At 66.8% G+C, this 14,883-nt stretch carries 15 protein-coding genes; 6 read left to right on the forward strand and 9 right to left on the reverse strand.

Annotated elements, in window-relative coordinates; genetic code table 11:
* Positions 1-3: 3 nt before the first annotated feature.
* A complete protein-coding gene (locus QCD70_RS00115) occupies positions 4-588 on the forward strand; it encodes a helix-turn-helix domain-containing protein (RefSeq protein ID WP_301213025.1) in 585 nt (194 codons plus the stop codon).
* On the opposite strand, the gene QCD70_RS00120 is transcribed toward QCD70_RS00115, so the two are convergent.
* The gene (locus QCD70_RS00120; RefSeq protein WP_055930153.1) at positions 518-1,273 is read right to left on the reverse strand and encodes a YqjF family protein; all 756 of its coding nucleotides are present in this window, start codon (positions 1,271-1,273) and stop codon (positions 518-520) included. The genes QCD70_RS00115 and QCD70_RS00120 overlap by 71 nt on opposite strands.
* A gap of 2 nt (positions 1,274-1,275) precedes the next feature.
* A complete protein-coding gene (locus QCD70_RS00125; protein ID WP_301213474.1) occupies positions 1,276-2,157 on the reverse strand; it encodes a DNA/RNA non-specific endonuclease in 882 nt (293 codons plus the stop codon).
* Between the two features lie 109 nt (positions 2,158-2,266).
* On the opposite strand from QCD70_RS00125, the gene QCD70_RS00130 reads away from it, so the two are divergent.
* Positions 2,267-2,773 (forward strand): MmyB family transcriptional regulator, encoded by a 507-nt coding sequence (locus QCD70_RS00130; RefSeq protein WP_301213475.1) that lies wholly within the window; start codon positions 2,267-2,269, stop codon positions 2,771-2,773.
* Here the strand turns inward: QCD70_RS00130 and QCD70_RS00135 are convergent.
* Positions 2,741-3,511, reverse strand: coding sequence for a helix-turn-helix domain-containing protein (locus tag QCD70_RS00135; protein WP_301213026.1), 771 nt, complete (start codon positions 3,509-3,511; stop codon positions 2,741-2,743). The two genes, QCD70_RS00130 and QCD70_RS00135, sit on opposite strands and share 33 nt — an antisense overlap.
* A gap of 184 nt (positions 3,512-3,695) precedes the next feature.
* On the opposite strand from QCD70_RS00135, the gene QCD70_RS00140 reads away from it, so the two are divergent.
* Positions 3,696-4,616 carry a helix-turn-helix domain-containing protein gene (locus QCD70_RS00140; RefSeq protein ID WP_301213027.1) on the forward strand — a complete coding sequence of 307 codons (921 nt, stop codon included), beginning with the start codon at positions 3,696-3,698 and terminating at the stop codon, positions 4,614-4,616.
* Here the strand turns inward: QCD70_RS00140 and QCD70_RS00145 are convergent.
* From QCD70_RS00145 to QCD70_RS00170, 6 genes are all read right to left on the reverse strand, one after another.
* On the reverse strand, positions 4,527-5,522 hold the full coding sequence (locus tag QCD70_RS00145) for a GlxA family transcriptional regulator (RefSeq protein WP_301213028.1): 996 nt from the start codon (positions 5,520-5,522) through the stop codon (positions 4,527-4,529). The two genes, QCD70_RS00140 and QCD70_RS00145, sit on opposite strands and share 90 nt — an antisense overlap.
* Positions 5,523-5,600: 78 nt before the next feature.
* Complete coding sequence (locus tag QCD70_RS00150; protein WP_301213029.1) at positions 5,601-8,093, reverse strand: MMPL family transporter; 2,493 nt, start codon at positions 8,091-8,093, stop codon at positions 5,601-5,603.
* Positions 8,094-8,184: 91 nt separating this feature from the next.
* On the reverse strand, positions 8,185-8,817 hold the full coding sequence (locus QCD70_RS00155; RefSeq protein WP_301213030.1) for a TetR/AcrR family transcriptional regulator: 633 nt from the start codon (positions 8,815-8,817) through the stop codon (positions 8,185-8,187).
* 42 nt (positions 8,818-8,859) lie between these two features.
* Positions 8,860-9,345, reverse strand: a complete 486-nt coding sequence (locus tag QCD70_RS00160) for an SRPBCC family protein (RefSeq protein ID WP_301213031.1) — start codon at positions 9,343-9,345, stop codon at positions 8,860-8,862.
* Positions 9,346-9,355: 10 nt separating this feature from the next.
* Complete coding sequence (locus tag QCD70_RS00165) at positions 9,356-9,691, reverse strand: ArsR/SmtB family transcription factor (RefSeq protein WP_301213032.1); 336 nt, start codon at positions 9,689-9,691, stop codon at positions 9,356-9,358.
* 57 nt (positions 9,692-9,748) lie between these two features.
* On the reverse strand, positions 9,749-12,040 hold the full coding sequence (locus QCD70_RS00170) for a transglycosylase domain-containing protein (RefSeq protein WP_301213034.1): 2,292 nt from the start codon (positions 12,038-12,040) through the stop codon (positions 9,749-9,751).
* 109 nt (positions 12,041-12,149) lie between these two features.
* On the opposite strand from QCD70_RS00170, the gene QCD70_RS00175 reads away from it, so the two are divergent.
* Genes QCD70_RS00175 through QCD70_RS00185 form a run of 3 tightly spaced genes read left to right on the forward strand, consistent with a single transcriptional unit; the run spans position 12,150 to position 14,879 of the window.
* Entirely contained in the window at positions 12,150-12,722 is a 573-nt protein-coding gene (locus tag QCD70_RS00175; protein ID WP_301213036.1) for a flavin reductase family protein, read from the forward strand.
* Positions 12,723-12,771: 49 nt separating this feature from the next.
* Entirely contained in the window at positions 12,772-14,172 is a 1,401-nt protein-coding gene (lpdA, locus tag QCD70_RS00180) for a dihydrolipoyl dehydrogenase (protein ID WP_301213038.1), read from the forward strand.
* A 2-nt stretch (positions 14,173-14,174) separates the two neighbouring features.
* Positions 14,175-14,879 carry a GAF and ANTAR domain-containing protein gene (locus QCD70_RS00185; protein WP_301213040.1) on the forward strand — a complete coding sequence of 235 codons (705 nt, stop codon included), beginning with the start codon at positions 14,175-14,177 and terminating at the stop codon, positions 14,877-14,879.
* Positions 14,880-14,883: the final 4 nt, after the last annotated feature.

The raw sequence follows: 14,883 nt of genomic DNA on the forward strand, positions 1-14,883 counted from the left end.
CGTATGACGCAAGAGATGATCGACGATGTGGTGCGCCAGCGCATCCGGAGCCTGCGACTGTCGTTGGGCTGGACCCTCGACACCCTCTCGAGCCGATGCTTTCTCTCGCCGTCGACCCTGAGCCGCATCGAGACGGGCCACCGGCGCATCGCCCTCGACCAGTTGGTGCCGATCGCGCAGGCTCTCGGCACGACGCTCGATCAGCTCGTCGAGCCGGAGGGCGACGATGACGTGGTGATCCGGCCCGAACCCGAGACGAGTGCGGGATCGACCATCTGGCTGCTCTCGCGCGAGCGCGATCGACGCGGCGTGATGATCGCCAAGATGCGCATCACTCCCGAGCGCGCCAAGGTCGAACCGCAGGTGCACCCCGGCTACGAGTGGTTCACCGTGCTGAGCGGCGTGCTCACGCTGAAGCTCGGCGAGCGCACGATCCAGGTGCGTGAAGGCCAGGCCGCCGAGTTCTCGACGATGACCCCGCACGCCCTCGACGCCAACGACGGCCCGGTCGAGCTGCTCACGATCTTCGACCACGATGGCGAGCGTGCGCACCTGCCAGGCCGAATTTCGCGTCGACCCCCGGGCTGAAGAGCACCGAGTCGGGCGGCCCGTCGACGATGCCGGGCAGCCCGGCGGCCGCGCAGAGCTCGTCGTGCAGCGTGGTGACACGCGCCGGATGCAGGACCCACGGCTCGTGCTCGTTCGGCAGCCACTGCGTGTGGCCGAGCCGGCCCTGGAAGAGCCCCCAGCGAGCGGTGAGGAACAGCGAGAGCTCGTCGTCGACGCGGCGCGAGTAGTCGACGGAGACGTCGAGTCGGAAGCGGGGCTCGGGCGAGGAGGGGAGCAGCCCCCTGCGTCTCGACGCGTACTGCCACCCGTCTGACGTCTGCCGCTGGTCGGTGCTCGACCAGACGTACGGAAGCCCGAAGAGGGCGCGGGCGGCGACGACGGCGGGCAGGCTGGATGCCTCGAGCGACCGGAACACGACACCTCGACGGCCGGCGCCGTCCACACCGTACAGTCGCACGTTGACCTCGGTGAACGACCCCCACCGCGACGTCGGCGGAAAGGGGCCGACGCGCGCGTCGCCGAGCCGGAACGCGATGAGCCCCACCCAGGTCGACCCGTCGAACACGTCCGGAACGACGCCCGGCGGAAGCAGGGGTGCCACGATCTCGGGCGCCACCCGCCAGTGGACGAACGCCACCTGGCGCCACTCCTGGGCGGCGACGACACCGCCTGACAGCGGGGGAGCCGTTCGAGTGAGCTCCACCTCTAGGCCGGGGCCTTCTCGACGGTGATGTCTTCTTCGGTGTGCAGCCGCACCCATCCGGTTCGAGGCGAACCGTCGGCGCGACCGGCGAGAACGGGCGCCATGACGTCGGCGTCGATGAGCTCGCCGAAATCGAGCCCGGTGAGGCTCGCCACGTCGTCGACCGGAACCTGATAGCTGAAGTACGGGCCGAGCGGGGGAGGACTGCCGTCGATGAGGGCCTGCGCGCTGGCGTCGTTGAGGTCGATGTCCGAGAGCTGGGGCGACTGGTCGAGCACGAAGGCCGCGGCTCGCAGGGCGTCGGCGCCGGATGCGTCGGTCGTCCAGGCGACGACCTTCCAGAAGGCCTGGGGGATGCCCACACCCCGGTAGAGCGGATCGTTCAGTGCCAGAACGGGCGCGGTGAAGACGCTGATCCGGTTGCGGTTGGCCTGCGCGTAGGCGAGCACGTGGTCTTCGAGACCGAGCCACAGCTCTTTGGACTGGTTGAACTCGCCGGCCTGCGGAGCGGCATTCGTGTACGCGAACGTATCGACATTCGCCCGGGCGGCCGTCGCGCGGTCGCCCCAGACCGGATCGCGGCGGCGCACCAGGTGTCCGCGATCGAGGTCGTTGCCCGCATAGACATCCGGTCCGGTCTGTTCGTTCTCGGGGATCCGGTCGTCGAGGTGCCAGTCGTCCCCGCGGTCGAGGTCGAGCAGCAGCTCGCCGTCGATGTTCACTCCGGTCGACTGCGCGAGCCGCCTGACGGGATCGAGCAGCACCGTGAAGTGCGTGTACGCGAGCTCACGAACGGGCGAACCCACGGCCGGTGCGGGCAGGGCGACCGGAAGAGCGAGGAAGTCTTGCGTGTACCCCGCGCGGTCGGGTGTCGTGGCATCCATCGACCCAGTCAACCATCCGAGCGGCCGGGCCACGTCGGCAATTCCGACCATTGTCCGAAATCCTCGAACGCGGTATCGGGCAGCGAAGCGGAGGGCTACCGTGAGCGACATGCGCGACGAGATGCGAGAGCTTCTGGCCTCCTGGCGGGCCGTACCAGCGTTCCTCTGCGACCGGCACTTCACGGTTGTGGCGTCGAATACCGCGGCCAGCGCGGTGAGTCCTGCATTCGTGGAGGGCACGAATCTGGCGCGGTTCGCCTATCTCGAACCGGATGTCGACCGAAACCATGCGATGTGGCCCGAGGCCTCCAGCCAGGTGGCGGCCCTTCTGAGGGAGTCCCTCGACGAGCACGAGGCGGACCCCTCTTTCCACACGATCGTGGGGGAGCTCTCGGCGCAAAGCCGGGACTTCTCGATCGCGTGGGCCGACGACGCCCGAACAGCGAAGACCCGAGGCGTCGTCCCCTTCGACGAGACCCCGGTGGGGCCGATCGTGCTCGCGTACCAGCTGCTGACGGTGCCGGGTGATGATCGCGATGTGCTCTTCGTGTGGCACCCCGTCGACGACGGGTCACGGGAGGCTCTAAGACAGCTGCTGGCCCTGCTGGAGGAGTGAGGGCGAGTTCCGGTGGGAGCTCCAGAGCCGGTCCAGCTTCAAAGCCATATGCAGGCTGCTGCGAGCCGATCCGTCGTGCAGAGCGTCGCGAACCGCATCCGGTGCCTTGTCGAGCCGGTAGTAGAGCGTGGTGCGGTGAATGTGCAGCCGGGCGCAGGCGTCGCCGATGCGGCCGGCCACGTCGAGGTAGACCTCGACGGTCTCGCGGTAGATCGCGTTCGACGGATCGAGGAGCACCTCGGCGGCCGGCGAGATGTCACGAACACGAACGGAGCCCGGCGCGATGCGGCTCAGCATGATCCAGGGCCCGAGGTCGCCGTACCAGCCGACCTCGGCGAGCTCGGGCAGGGCCGTAAGGATGCCCGCGGCCCGTTCGGCGCGCTCCGCCGCCGGTGCGAGGTCGTAGTCGGTGTTCTCGACGAGCGCGGCGCCGATCGCGACGATGCGCAACTCGAACCTGCCGGCCATCGAGCGGATCCGCTCGGCGAGCTCCGCATCTGTGTCTCCGGGTCGCGCCCGTGTGACGAAGAACAGGCATCCGGACTGCTCGCCCACGAACGCCGTGCCGAGACCCGCCGAGGTCACGATCCGGCCCGCTAGGGCTCGCGCTCTGAGCCCACCGGCCTGGGGGTCGATGACGACGGCCCAGACCGACGAGGGAAAGCCGGGACCGATCCGCTGGTGGGCCATCGCCGACGAGGACGTGATGCGCTCATCTGTCAGCTGGTAGAGAGTCATGGTCGCGAGTCTAGAAGCGACGATCGAGCCGCCACATGGCCGTGCCATTACCACCCTCACGTCGCCGCAATCATGTCCGTTTCTGCACCATGCAGGGCTGAACGCGCTCTCACTCCGGATGCGCGGCGTCGGTGAGAATCTTTCGTGGGCCCTTCCGGCTCCGTCGAGGTGAGGAAGAAGAGGCATGGGCGCGTCAGCGAGTCCGTTGGGGGAGTATCTTCGCGCGAGACGCAAGCTCCTGAAGCCCGAAGACGTGGGTCTGCCGCTCGATGCAGCCCGCCGTGTGCCCGGCCTGCGACGGGAGGAGGTCGCCGCACGGGCCGACATCAGCCCCGAGTACTATCTGCGAATCGAACAGGGTCGCGACAGGCGGCCGTCGGAGCAGGTCGTGCGCTCGCTGGCGAAGGCCCTCCTGCTCGATGACGACGGCGCGAACTACCTGTTCCGTGTGGCCAGGCCGCTTCCCTACCTGCGAGCCGTGCGCGAGCCCTCCGTGGTGAGTGACAGCGTGCGACGCCTGCTCGATGCGTGGACCCAGACTCCGGCGTATGTGACCGACGCCAATCTCGACGTGCTGGCCGCGAACCGCCTGGCGCGTCTCGTGTCGCCCGGCATCCTCGTGCCCGGAACCAACCTTCTCGAGGCCGCATACGACCACCTCACGATGACGACCGTGAAGAACGGCGCAGACGTCGGGCTCGAATGGGAGGAGACGATCCGCGAGTACATCGGGGCCCTGCGGTTCAACGGCGACCCCGACGACGCGCGGCTTCAGGATGTCGTCGGCCGGCTCTCGAGTCGGCACCTGTCGTTCCGGCGCATCTGGGCCGAGCACGACGTGAGTCGGCTCACGACAGGGCTGAGGCCGGTGACCATCGAGCCGTTCGGCCGGGTCGATCTCGTCTGGCAGACCCTCGGCATCCCTCGGTCGCCCCGGCAGTTTCTCACGACCTACATGGCCGAGCCCGGATCCCGTTCGGCGCAGGCGCTCAGAGCCCTGTCGAGCCGTTCGTCGTCAGACCCTGGCGTCGCGTCGGGTGGACTGGAATCGACGCTGGTACTCGGAGGGCGTGATCGTGAATCGGGCGACGAACGAGCGTCGTAGCGACACCGGCGTCGCGTAGCCAGAGTGTGCGGCGGCATCGGCCACCGATGCGCCGGAGTCGAGATACGACACGGCCAGGTCGAGGCGCATGGAGGTGACGTATTCGATCGGCGACATGCCCAGCTCGTCGCGCATCACCCGGGTCAGGTGTCGCGGACTCACGTTCGCGAAGGATGCCAGGCTGCCGACCGTGTAAGGCCTCGACGGGTCCTCGCTGATGTGATCGGTGATCACGGTGATGAGGGGAGTGCGAGGGGGAGGGCCCTGGAGCGCCGCGGAGAATTGCGACTGGTTGCCGGAGCGCTTCATGTGCACGAGAAGAAGCTGGGCCACCGACCGGGCAACCCCCGGGCCGTAGTCGAGCTCGAGCAACGAGAGTGCGAGGTCGATGCCCGCAGCGACGCCGGCGGACGTGAAGGTGTTGCCGTCGTGCACGAAGATGGCTTCGGCCTGAACGTCGATGTCGGGAAACCGCTCCGCCAGGGTCGAGCTGAACTTCCAGTGGGTCGTCGCCGACTTGCCGGCGAGGAGGCCCGCGGCGGCGAGGCCGAAGGCTCCCGTGCAGATGCCGGCGATGCGGGTCGACCGTGAGGCCAGCTCGGCGACCGCGTCGAGGAGCTGCGGATCGGCGAACACGGTCAGCGCCTTCTCTGTGCCCGGCACGATGAGCGTGTCGAGACGACCCGCATCCGCCACCGACGTCTGCACCGCCACCTGGATGCCCATCGAGGTCGTCACGGGCTGCCCGGTGCGGGAGATGGTGACGATCTCGTAGCCCGCCGAGCGCTGGTTGGCCTCGAAGAACACCTCGGCCGGCCCGACGAAGTCGAGCATCTTCACGTCGTCGAAGAGCAGGATGCCGACGCGCGGCAGCCGCCGGGCTGCGGTCGACGGAGTGGAGTGCATGTTGTCCTGACGTCAGGCGCGACCTGATTCTGGAGCGCAGGCTCTATTAAAGCCTACGTTCCAGAATCAGACCATCGGTCAGTGCAGCTGGTGTCCGCCGCGCTCGAGCGAGGCACCCTCGACATCGACGTTCGGCAGCACCTTCTCGAGCCACTTCGGCAGCCACCACGCGGAGGTTCCGAGCAGGTGCATCACGGCCGGAATGATGAGAAGCCGCACCACGAACGCGTCGAGCAGCACGCCCAGTGCCAGGCCTAGGCCGATCGACTGGATCATGACCGAGTTCGAGAAGATGAACCCGGCGAAGACGCTCGTCATGATGAGGGCCGCGGCGATGACCACCGTGCGGCCCGCGTGCACACCGCGCTGCACGGCGAGGCGGGCGGACGAGCCGTGTGTGAAGGATTCACGCATGCCGCTCACAAGGAACAGCTGGTAGTCCATCGCGAGACCGAACAGAACACCGACCACCAGGATCGGCAGGAAGCTCAGGATGGGGCCCGGATCGTGGACACCGAAGACCACGGAGAGCCAGCCCCACTGGAACACGGCGGTGATGCCGCCGAACGCGGCGAACAGCGAGAGGACGAAGCCGATCGTCGCCGTGATGGGCACGAGGATCGATCGGAACACCAGGATCAGGATGATCAGCGACAGACCGACCACCACGAGCAGGTAGACGGGGAGCGCGTCGGCGAGCTTCTCGCTGACGTCGATGTTGCCCGACGCGTTTCCGGCCACGCCCAGTTCTGCCACACCGTCGATGTCGAGGCCGCGCAGGTCGCGCACGAGCTGCTCCGTGGACTCGCTTGTCGGCCCCTCCTCGGGAATCACCTGGAAGGCAAGGAGCATGTCGTCGTCGGACGCACCGATCGGGGCGACGGCCACCACGTCGTTCTCGGCCTTGAGCAGCGTGCCGATACGCACCTGCTCGGAGACGAGGTCGTCGTCGGTGATCGCGGTGTCGAGATCGGCGACCACGATCAGCGGCCCGTTGACGCCCGCGCCGAACTTGTCGTCGACCAGCTTGTAGGCCTTGTAGGCGCTCGAGTCGACGGGCTCCGACGAGCCGGCGGGCAGTCCGAGTCGCATCGAGAGCGCCGGGATGGCGACGACGAGCAGCACGGCGGTGCCGATCACGACGGTGATGACGGCGCGGAGCGTGTTCATGGGCTTCGTGGGCACCCGCTTCTGGTGGTCGGTGTGTCCGACGCGGGCCCGGGCCTTCTTGGTGAGGATCTTCTGCCCGAGCAGGCGCAGGAGCGCCGGCGTGAGAGTGATCGCGATGAGGATCGCGACGAACACGCAGACGGCGCCAACGGTTCCCATGAGGCCGAGGAACGGGATTCCGGTGAGGTTGAGGGCGAGCAGGGCGATCAGCACGGTCGATCCGGCGAAGACCACGGCGTTGCCCGAGGTGCCGTTGGCGAGCCCGATCGACTCCCTCAGCTCGAGACCGTTGCGCAGCTGGGTCCTGTGCCGGTTCAGGATGAACAGGGAGTAGTCGATTCCCACCGCGAGACCGAGCATGACGCCGAGCACGGGCGTGACCGAGAGCATGGTGACCGTACCCGACAGCGCCAGCGAGGCGAGCACGCCCACGCCCACGCCGATGATGGCGTTGATGAGAGGCAGGGCTGCGCCGATGAGCGTGCCGAGCATCACGAAGAGCACGACGGCGGCGAAGATCACGCCGCCGATCTCTCCCGGGCCGAGAACCTCGGGGATCGTCGCCGCGATGTCGTTGGACACCTCGACGGTCACACCGTCGATGTCCGCATCGTTCAGTGTCTCGACGACCGCCTCCTTCGCCTCCGAGGGAACGAGGTTGAGCGACTTGTCGAACTGGATGCCGCCGACCGCGGTCGTGTTGTCGGTCGAGACCTGGCGGATGTTCGAGGCCAGGTCGAGCAGCTTGGCTCCCTCTTCGAGGGTGGCGCTCTGCGTTTCGAGCTCGGCGCGGCCGGAGTCGATGGTCGCCTGCTGGTTCGCCAGCTCGGCGTTGCCGGCATCGATCTGCGCCTGCTGTGCGTCGAGCTGGGGCTGGGCCGCGGCCAACTGGCCGGATGCCTCTGCCTGGGCGCGTGCCTGGTCGAGCTGCTGCTGGCCGGCGGCGGCCTGGCTCTTCGCGCTGTCGAGCAGCGCCTGGCCGTCGTCGAGCTTCTTCGTGCCGTCGGCGATCTGCTGTCGGCCGTCGACGACCTTCTGGGCGGAGTCGTCGATCTGGGCCTGCGTGTCGAAGGGGTTGGTCGTCGCCTTCACGTCGTCGAGCTCCGTCGCCTTCTCGAGCAGCGCACCGATGGCCGTCTTCTGCTCATCGGTGAAGGCGGTGTCGTCGGTGGTCGTGAAGACCACGGTTCCGCGCCCGCCGCTCGCCGACGGGAACTTCTCGGCCAGTTCGTCGCTGACCTTCTGGGTCGCCGTGCCGGGAATGCTCACCGCGGAGGTGAGGGTGCCGCCGAACAGCGCGAACGCTCCTCCGGCAAGGCCCAGGATGACGATCCAGGCGACGATGACCAACCAGGCGCGGCGGGCCGAGAACATACCGAGGCGGTAGAGGAGCGATGCCATGTTTCTCAGTTTCTTTCTGAAATGAGCGGGTGACGGGGGAGAAGTCTCACGTCGCATCATCGGGAAGAGAGAGGGGGATCGGGGGCGGAACCTAGCTCGGTGCGGAGTATCCGTCGCGGACGATTCCGATGAAGCGGTCGAGAAGGCTGTCCCAGAGGCTCCGAGATGCGGCGTCGAGCGTTCCGCCGGTCTGGATCATCCACTGTCGAGCGACCACGGCGATGCCGTTCATCAGCGTGCTCACGAGGATCGCGACCTCGAATTCATCGACGCCACTGCGCCGAACGAGTTCGACCGCGAGATCTTCGGTCGACCGCATGAACACGCTGTCGGCATTCTGCGTGCGTGCGTCGTCGCCGTCGAGAAGTCCGAAGAAATAGGTGACCAGACTGGGCAGATCCATCTCTTTGATCGCCGTGGTGACCTCCGCGAAGAGGACCACGCGGCTGCCGTGGCTCGAGGGCGTGACGCTGGCGGCTGCAAGGAAGTCGTCGATCGCACGGCTGAGGGTGCGGGTGCAGCTGGTCATGATCACGTCGTCGAGTGACGAGAAATGATTGAAAACGGTGCGACGGGCGATGTCCGCGCGATCCGCGAGTTCGTCGACACTGAAGCGAGCCTCTCCTCTTTCGAGAATCAGCGAGTCGGCGGCATCGAGAATGGCTTCACGGTGCCGCGCCTTCAACTCGGCTCGGCGATCCATCAGGATCGGCTTGGTGTTCACGTCATTACACTACGTGCAACGACGCACTGAGTGCAACCTGCCTTAGTCGACCAGCAGCGCGTCGATCTGGCCCATCGCCAGCGTCATGCCCTCCTGCATGCCCATGTCGATCATCTTCTCGAGCTGCTCGATGCTCACGAATCGGCTGAGCGTCGTCATCCGCGTCTTCCCGTCGACCGATTCGAGGGTGACGATGGCATGCACGGGCTCGATCGAATCGTCGGGGTTGCCATTCTCGTCGGCGAAACCGTCGTCGAACTCCAGACGAGTGGGCGCGTCGACCGCCGTGACGAGCCACCAGCCGCCGGCCTTCGTGCCGTCGGGTCCTGTCATGTAGTACGAGGAGCGGGAGCCCACCCTGAGTTCGTGCGTGGTGAACGTGGCGGGCCAGGTCGGCGGGCCCCACCACCGTTCGAGCTGGTGAGGATCCTCCCAGACCTGCCAGACCCTGTCGACGTCGGCCGCGAATTCGGCGACGAACGTGAGGGTGAGTGCGTCTGCGTCCTTGTCTACGCTGAGAATGGTCATGACTGCTCCTTCAGGGATCTTCGGCGAGGATGTCGTCGATGCGTCGGGCGCGCTGCGCCCAGATCTGCTCGAACGCGGTCAGCAGCGTCTGTGCCCTGCCGATCGTGTCGATGCGGCTGTGCACGAGCTGTTCTCTGCCCCGGCGTTCCTTTGTCACGAGGAGCGCACGCTCGAGCACCGTCACGTGCTTCTGCACGGCGGCGAAGCTCATGTCGTAGTGCTCGGAGAGCGACGTCACCGACTGGCCGACGACGAGCACGCGGCTCACGATGTCGCGCCTCGTCGCATCCGCCAGTGCCTGGAAGATGCGGTCGATCTCGGCGTCGGTCACTTCATGTACAACCATTTGGTTGTACGTTACGCCTCACCGGCACGCAGGGCAAGACCCATGGTTCAGTTCGGGTCAGTTCTGGCCTGGCTGATCCTCATCGCCGCGGCCCACGGTGTCATCGCCTTCCGGGGCCGGCACGGGAGCGACGCTCGACCCGGGAGTCGGGACGGTTCCCGGTTGCGTCGGATCGGTCGTGGGAGTCGGAGTCGTCGTGGCAGGGGCGTCGGTGGAGGAGTCGTCGCTCGAACTCGACCCGGATCCGTAGACCAGATCGTCGTCGGGTTCGGGGAAGTCGGCGGCCGGCTGCAGGACCTCGTCGTTGGCCGTCATCACGGACTTCCAGATGCGGTGACGCACGCTGTAGCCGGAGTACCCGTTCGTCTCGACGTCGGTCATCGAGACATCGCCGGAGACGTTGCCGACCCAGACGGCGGTGGCGGCCCGCGTGCTCGCCCCGATCATCCACGTGTCCTTCTCGTTGTCGGTGGTGCCCGTCTTGCCGATGTGCTCGACGTCGTCGTACGGGTTCGAGGCGGTGGCCGTGCCGCTCTGGATCGGCCCCTTCATCGCGTATGCGAGCGTCGATGCGACCGTCGGATCGAGCGCCTGTGCGCACTCGGCCTGGGGAGGCTGCAGCTCTGCACCCGAGGCGTCGAGGATACGGTCGATGGCGACCGGCTTGCAGTAGACCCCGTTGGCGGCGATGCCTGCGTAGGCGGCGGCCATGGTCAGTGGCGCGATCGTCTGGGTGCCGAGGATGTCCGCGAGGTTCGATCCGAGTTCGCCGCCGTCTGCCCTGTGCACGCCCAGGGACTGTGCCGTGTTGCGGATCTGGCAGAGGTCGAGCTCTTCGGCCATCGCGATGAAGGCGTTGTTCACGGAGTTCGTGAGGGCGTACTGCACCGTGACGGTGCCGGGCCTGGAACCGCTGTCGTTCTTCGGGGAGTAGGGCTCACCGCTGATGTCGACGCAGGAGTTCGTGAAGTCGGCGCGATCGAAGGTCTGCGGATTGCCGTTGACCCGTTCGCCCAGCGTGTTGCCCTGCTTGAGCCACTCCGCGAGTGTGAACACCTTGTAGGTCGAGCCGACCTGGAATCCGCTCGATCCTCCGTAGCCCTGATCGGTGTTGTAGTTGAGCGAGGTGCTGCCCGGGTCGGCCGACTCACCGGGCACGTAGGTCTTGTTCTGGGCCATCGCGAGGATGCGTCCCGTTCCGGGTTCGACCGTGACGATGGTCGAGCCCAGGTCGAGTTCGTCGCTCGATGCGGGCACGTACTCCGTCATGGTCTCGTTCGCGTTGGCCTGAAGGGTGGGGTTCAAGGTCGTGAAGATCTGGAACCCGCCCGTCTTGAAGTTCGACCAGCGCTCGTCGGCCGTGGCGCCGAACGTGGGGTCGTTCTTCACGATCCAGGTCACGTAGTCGCAGAAGTAGGCGGCGCCGGATGCCGCGGTCTGGCATCCCGTCGACGGCTCGGTGATCACGGGCGTGACGGGGGTGGCGACGGCCTCGTCGTACTGCGCCTGGGTGATGGTGTGCTGCTTGAGCATCGACGCGAGCACGTCGACGTCGCGGCGGGCTTTGTTCGCCTCGATGTTCTCGGGCTCGTCGATGCGCAGGCCGTTCGGCTCGTTCACGGTGGCGATCAGGCTCGCGGCCTGCGCGACCGTGAGCTGTGCAGCCGTCGTGCCGTAGTAGTAGTTGGCAGCCGCTTCGATGCCGTAGACGGATCCGCCGAAGTTGGCGATGTTGAGGTAGCCGAGCAGAATCTGGTCTTTGTTGTACTTCTTCTCGAGGCCGATGGCCAGCCGCATCTCAGTCAGCTTGCGGTCGAGCGAGGTGTCGGTCGCCTCGGCGTAGGCCTTCTCGCGGTCGGCCTCGTTGTCGAGGGCCTCGGCCCTCTGCACGAGGATGTTCTTCACGTACTGCATGGTGATGGTCGACGCGCCGCTCTCGACGCCGCCCGAGGTGACGTTGCTGAGCGCCGCGCGAAGGGTGGATGTCAGGTCGACGCCGTTGTGCTCGTAGAACCGCGGGTCCTCGGTCGAGACCACCGCGTCCTTGACCGCCGGGGCGATCTCGTCCCAGCCGACCTCCTGGCGGTTCTGGTCGAAGACCGTCGCGAGCAGGGTGTTCGATCCATCGGTGTTGGTCGAGTAGATCTCGGACTTCTGCGAGAGCGCCCCGATGTCGAGGGTCGACGGCAGGTCTTCGAAGAGACCGACCGAGCGGGAGACCGTGGCGCTCGTGAGCGAGACGGCGGGAACGGCGAGGGCGGTGACGAGAACACCGGCGATGACGCTCGCTCCGAGCAGTTCCAGCCAGGGCTTCGCCGCCGACAGGACACGTGACGAGGATTCAGGCATAACAGTTGAGGATACGTAGATGCACCTCCGAGGTGGCTGAATCGCCCGGTCGTGTCATAGAGGGTCACACGACTTTCGTCGACGGCCTGTCGGGTGAAGGCTGAGTTCCATGACAGTGAACACCTCCGCACGCGGCACCCGGCACGTCGGCTCGGTCGAGCCCATCTCCGACAGTGCAGGCCTCGACGCCGACTCGTTCAAGGCCGTCTTCCGAAACCACCCGGCCGGGGTCGCCGTGATCACCGCCGATGCCGGCGACGGTCCCATGGGCCTCACGGCCACCTCGGTGTTCTCCGTCAGCGCGGAGCCGCCCCTGCTTGTGTTCTCCGTCTCCGGCCAATCCTCCAGCGCGCCGACGATCCGTGCGGCAGACACCGTGGTCGTGCATCTTCTGGGGGCGCAGCAGCTCGATCTCGCGACGCTGTGCGCCACCAGCGGCATCGACCGATTCGCCGACACGACGATCTGGGATCGCCTGATCACCGGGGAACCCTACTTTCCGGCCGCCCAGTCGTGGATCAGGGGCCGGGTCATCGAGCGCATGGATGCCGGGGGCTCGACCGTGATAGCCGTGCACGCCCTGCAGGCGGGCACCTCGGACGAGGCGGATTCCGCCGAGCCGCTCGTCTACCACAACCGCACGTGGCACAGGCTGGGATCGCACTCGCGCATAGGCGAATAGAGTTGCACGAGAAAGACCTCGTGCAAACCGAAGGAAGTCCTAAAACATAATGAGTGCTCACTACAACCTCGTCGTTCTGGGAGCCGGCCCCGGCGGCTATGTCGCTGCCATCCGTGCCGCGCAGCTCGGGCTCAGCGTCGCCGTCGTCGAAGAGAAGTACTGGGGCGGTGTCTGCCTCAACGTCGGCTGCATCCCGTCGAAGGCTCTGCTCCGCAACGCCGAGTTGGCGAACATCTTCGCCACCCAGGCGACGGAGTTCGGAATCTCGGGAGAGGCCTCGTTCGACTTCGGCGCAGCCTTCGACCGCAGCCGCAAGGTGGCCGACGGGCGCGTCAAGGGCGTGCACTTCCTCATGAAGAAGAACAAGATCACCGAGTACGACGGCCGGGGGTCGTTCGACGACAGCCACTCGCTCACGGTCGCCAAGTCCGACGGAACGGCCGAGCAGCTCACGTTCGACAACGCGATCATCGCCACGGGGTCGACCGTTCGACTCCTCCCGGGTGTGACCCTCAGCGACAACGTCGTCACCTATGAGAGCCAGATCCTGACCCGCGAGCTGCCGAAGTCGATGGTCATCGTCGGTGCCGGCGCCATCGGAATGGAGTTCGCCTACATCCTGCGCAACTACGGCGTCGAGATCACCATCATCGAGTTCCTCGACCGGGCCCTTCCCAACGAAGACGTCGACGTGTCGAAGGAGATCGCCAAGCAGTACAAGAAGCTGGGTGTCACGCTGCTCACCTCGACGAAGGTCGAGAGCATCGTCGACAACGGCTCGTCCGTCACGGTCTCGTACACCGCGAAAGACGGCACGCAGGGGTCGATCGAGGTCGACAAGGTCATGATGTCGATCGGTTTCGCACCGCGCGTCGAGGGCTTCGGGCTCGACAAGACCGGAGTGCAGCTGACCGAGCGCGGGGCCATCGCGATCGACGACCACATGCGCACCAACGTTCCGAACATCTACGCCATCGGAGACGTCACGGCCAAACTGCAGCTCGCCCACGTGGCCGAGGCCCAGGGCGTCGTGGCCGCCGAGACGATGGGCGGCGCCGAGACCCAGACGCTCGGCGACTACCGCAACATGCCGCGGGCCACCTTCTGCCAGCCGCAGGTCGCGAGCTTCGGCCTCACCGAGCAGCAGGCGCGCGACGAGGGGCACGACGTGCTCGTATCGACGTTCCCCATGACCGCCAACGGCAAGGCGCACGGGCTCGGCGAGCCGGCCGGCTTCGTCAAGCTGGTCGCCGACGCGAAGTACGGCGAGCTGCTCGGCGGTCACATGGTGGGCCACGATGTGTCGGAGCTGCTGCCCGAGCTCACCCTCGCGCAGATGTGGGACCTCACGGCGACCGAGCTGGCACGCAACGTGCACACGCACCCCACCCTCAGCGAGGCCCTGCAGGAGGCATTCCACGGGCTCAAGGGGCACATGATCAACCTGTAGACATGTCCCATCGTGCGCGATTCGACGATGCGGTGCGCGCCTTGTCGTCGCCGGGAGACCTGCGAGCCGATCTCTGCTCGCCGTTCCTGTCGGTGCTGCCGGTGACGGGTGTATCGATATCCGTCCTCGGCGGCATCGCCGGCCCGGGCACGATCTGCGCGAGCGACCGTCGGGCGAGTCGACTCGACGAGCTGCAGTTCGATCTGGGCGAGGGGCCGTGCTGGGAGGCAATGGCGAGCCGACGGCCGGTCCTGACCGAGAACATCCGGCACCAGACGGCCTGCGACGCCTGGCCTGCTCTCGTGGGCGCGCTCGGCGACGAGCGGATCATGGGCGTCTTCGCGTTCCCTCTTGCCGTCGGATCGTTGGACATCGGTGCGGTCGACCTGTACACCGAGCATCCGGCACGGCTCGACGACGGCGAGGTGGCCGATGCGATGGCCCTGGCCGGGTTCGCGGTGTGGCATGTGCTGCACCGGGTGCTCGACGACCACCGATCGCAGGAGGATTCGCGCGAGGAGGAGCCCGCGTCGTCACGACGGGAGTTCCACCAGGCCACCGGCATGGTGCTGGCCCAGATGGACGTCCAGGCATCCGATGCGGCCCTGCTGATCCGCGCTCACGCATTCTCGACCGGGCGTACCGTGCTCGAGGTCTCGCGGGACATCGTCGACAGGCGGATCGTGTTCTCCGAGGAGATGCCGTGATCGC

This window comes from Agreia sp. PsM10 (genome assembly GCF_030433855.1).
GTDB lineage: Bacteria > Actinomycetota > Actinomycetes > Actinomycetales > Microbacteriaceae > Agreia.

What these genes read in the sequence shown, in the direction of transcription:
- QCD70_RS00135 (WP_301213026.1), bottom strand. Translation starts at nt 3,511, where the DNA reads ATGACTCTCTACCAGCTGACAGATGAGCGCATCACGTCCTCGTCGGCG.
- QCD70_RS00125 (WP_301213474.1), bottom strand. Translation starts at nt 2,157, where the DNA reads ATGGATGCCACGACACCCGACCGCGCGGGGTACACGCAAGACTTCCTC.
- QCD70_RS00145 (WP_301213028.1), bottom strand. Translation starts at nt 5,522, where the DNA reads ATGCACTCCACTCCGTCGACCGCAGCCCGGCGGCTGCCGCGCGTCGGC.
- QCD70_RS00160 (WP_301213031.1), bottom strand. Translation starts at nt 9,345, where the DNA reads ATGACCATTCTCAGCGTAGACAAGGACGCAGACGCACTCACCCTCACG.
- QCD70_RS00115 (WP_301213025.1), top strand. Translation starts at nt 4, where the DNA reads ATGACGCAAGAGATGATCGACGATGTGGTGCGCCAGCGCATCCGGAGC.
- QCD70_RS00130 (WP_301213475.1), top strand. Translation starts at nt 2,267, where the DNA reads ATGCGCGACGAGATGCGAGAGCTTCTGGCCTCCTGGCGGGCCGTACCA.
- QCD70_RS00150 (WP_301213029.1), bottom strand. Translation starts at nt 8,093, where the DNA reads ATGGCATCGCTCCTCTACCGCCTCGGTATGTTCTCGGCCCGCCGCGCC.
- QCD70_RS00170 (WP_301213034.1), bottom strand. Translation starts at nt 12,040, where the DNA reads ATGCCTGAATCCTCGTCACGTGTCCTGTCGGCGGCGAAGCCCTGGCTG.
- lpdA (WP_301213038.1), top strand. Translation starts at nt 12,772, where the DNA reads ATGAGTGCTCACTACAACCTCGTCGTTCTGGGAGCCGGCCCCGGCGGC.
- QCD70_RS00140 (WP_301213027.1), top strand. Translation starts at nt 3,696, where the DNA reads ATGGGCGCGTCAGCGAGTCCGTTGGGGGAGTATCTTCGCGCGAGACGC.
- QCD70_RS00185 (WP_301213040.1), top strand. Translation starts at nt 14,175, where the DNA reads ATGTCCCATCGTGCGCGATTCGACGATGCGGTGCGCGCCTTGTCGTCG.
- QCD70_RS00175 (WP_301213036.1), top strand. Translation starts at nt 12,150, where the DNA reads ATGACAGTGAACACCTCCGCACGCGGCACCCGGCACGTCGGCTCGGTC.
- QCD70_RS00165 (WP_301213032.1), bottom strand. Translation starts at nt 9,691, where the DNA reads ATGGTTGTACATGAAGTGACCGACGCCGAGATCGACCGCATCTTCCAG.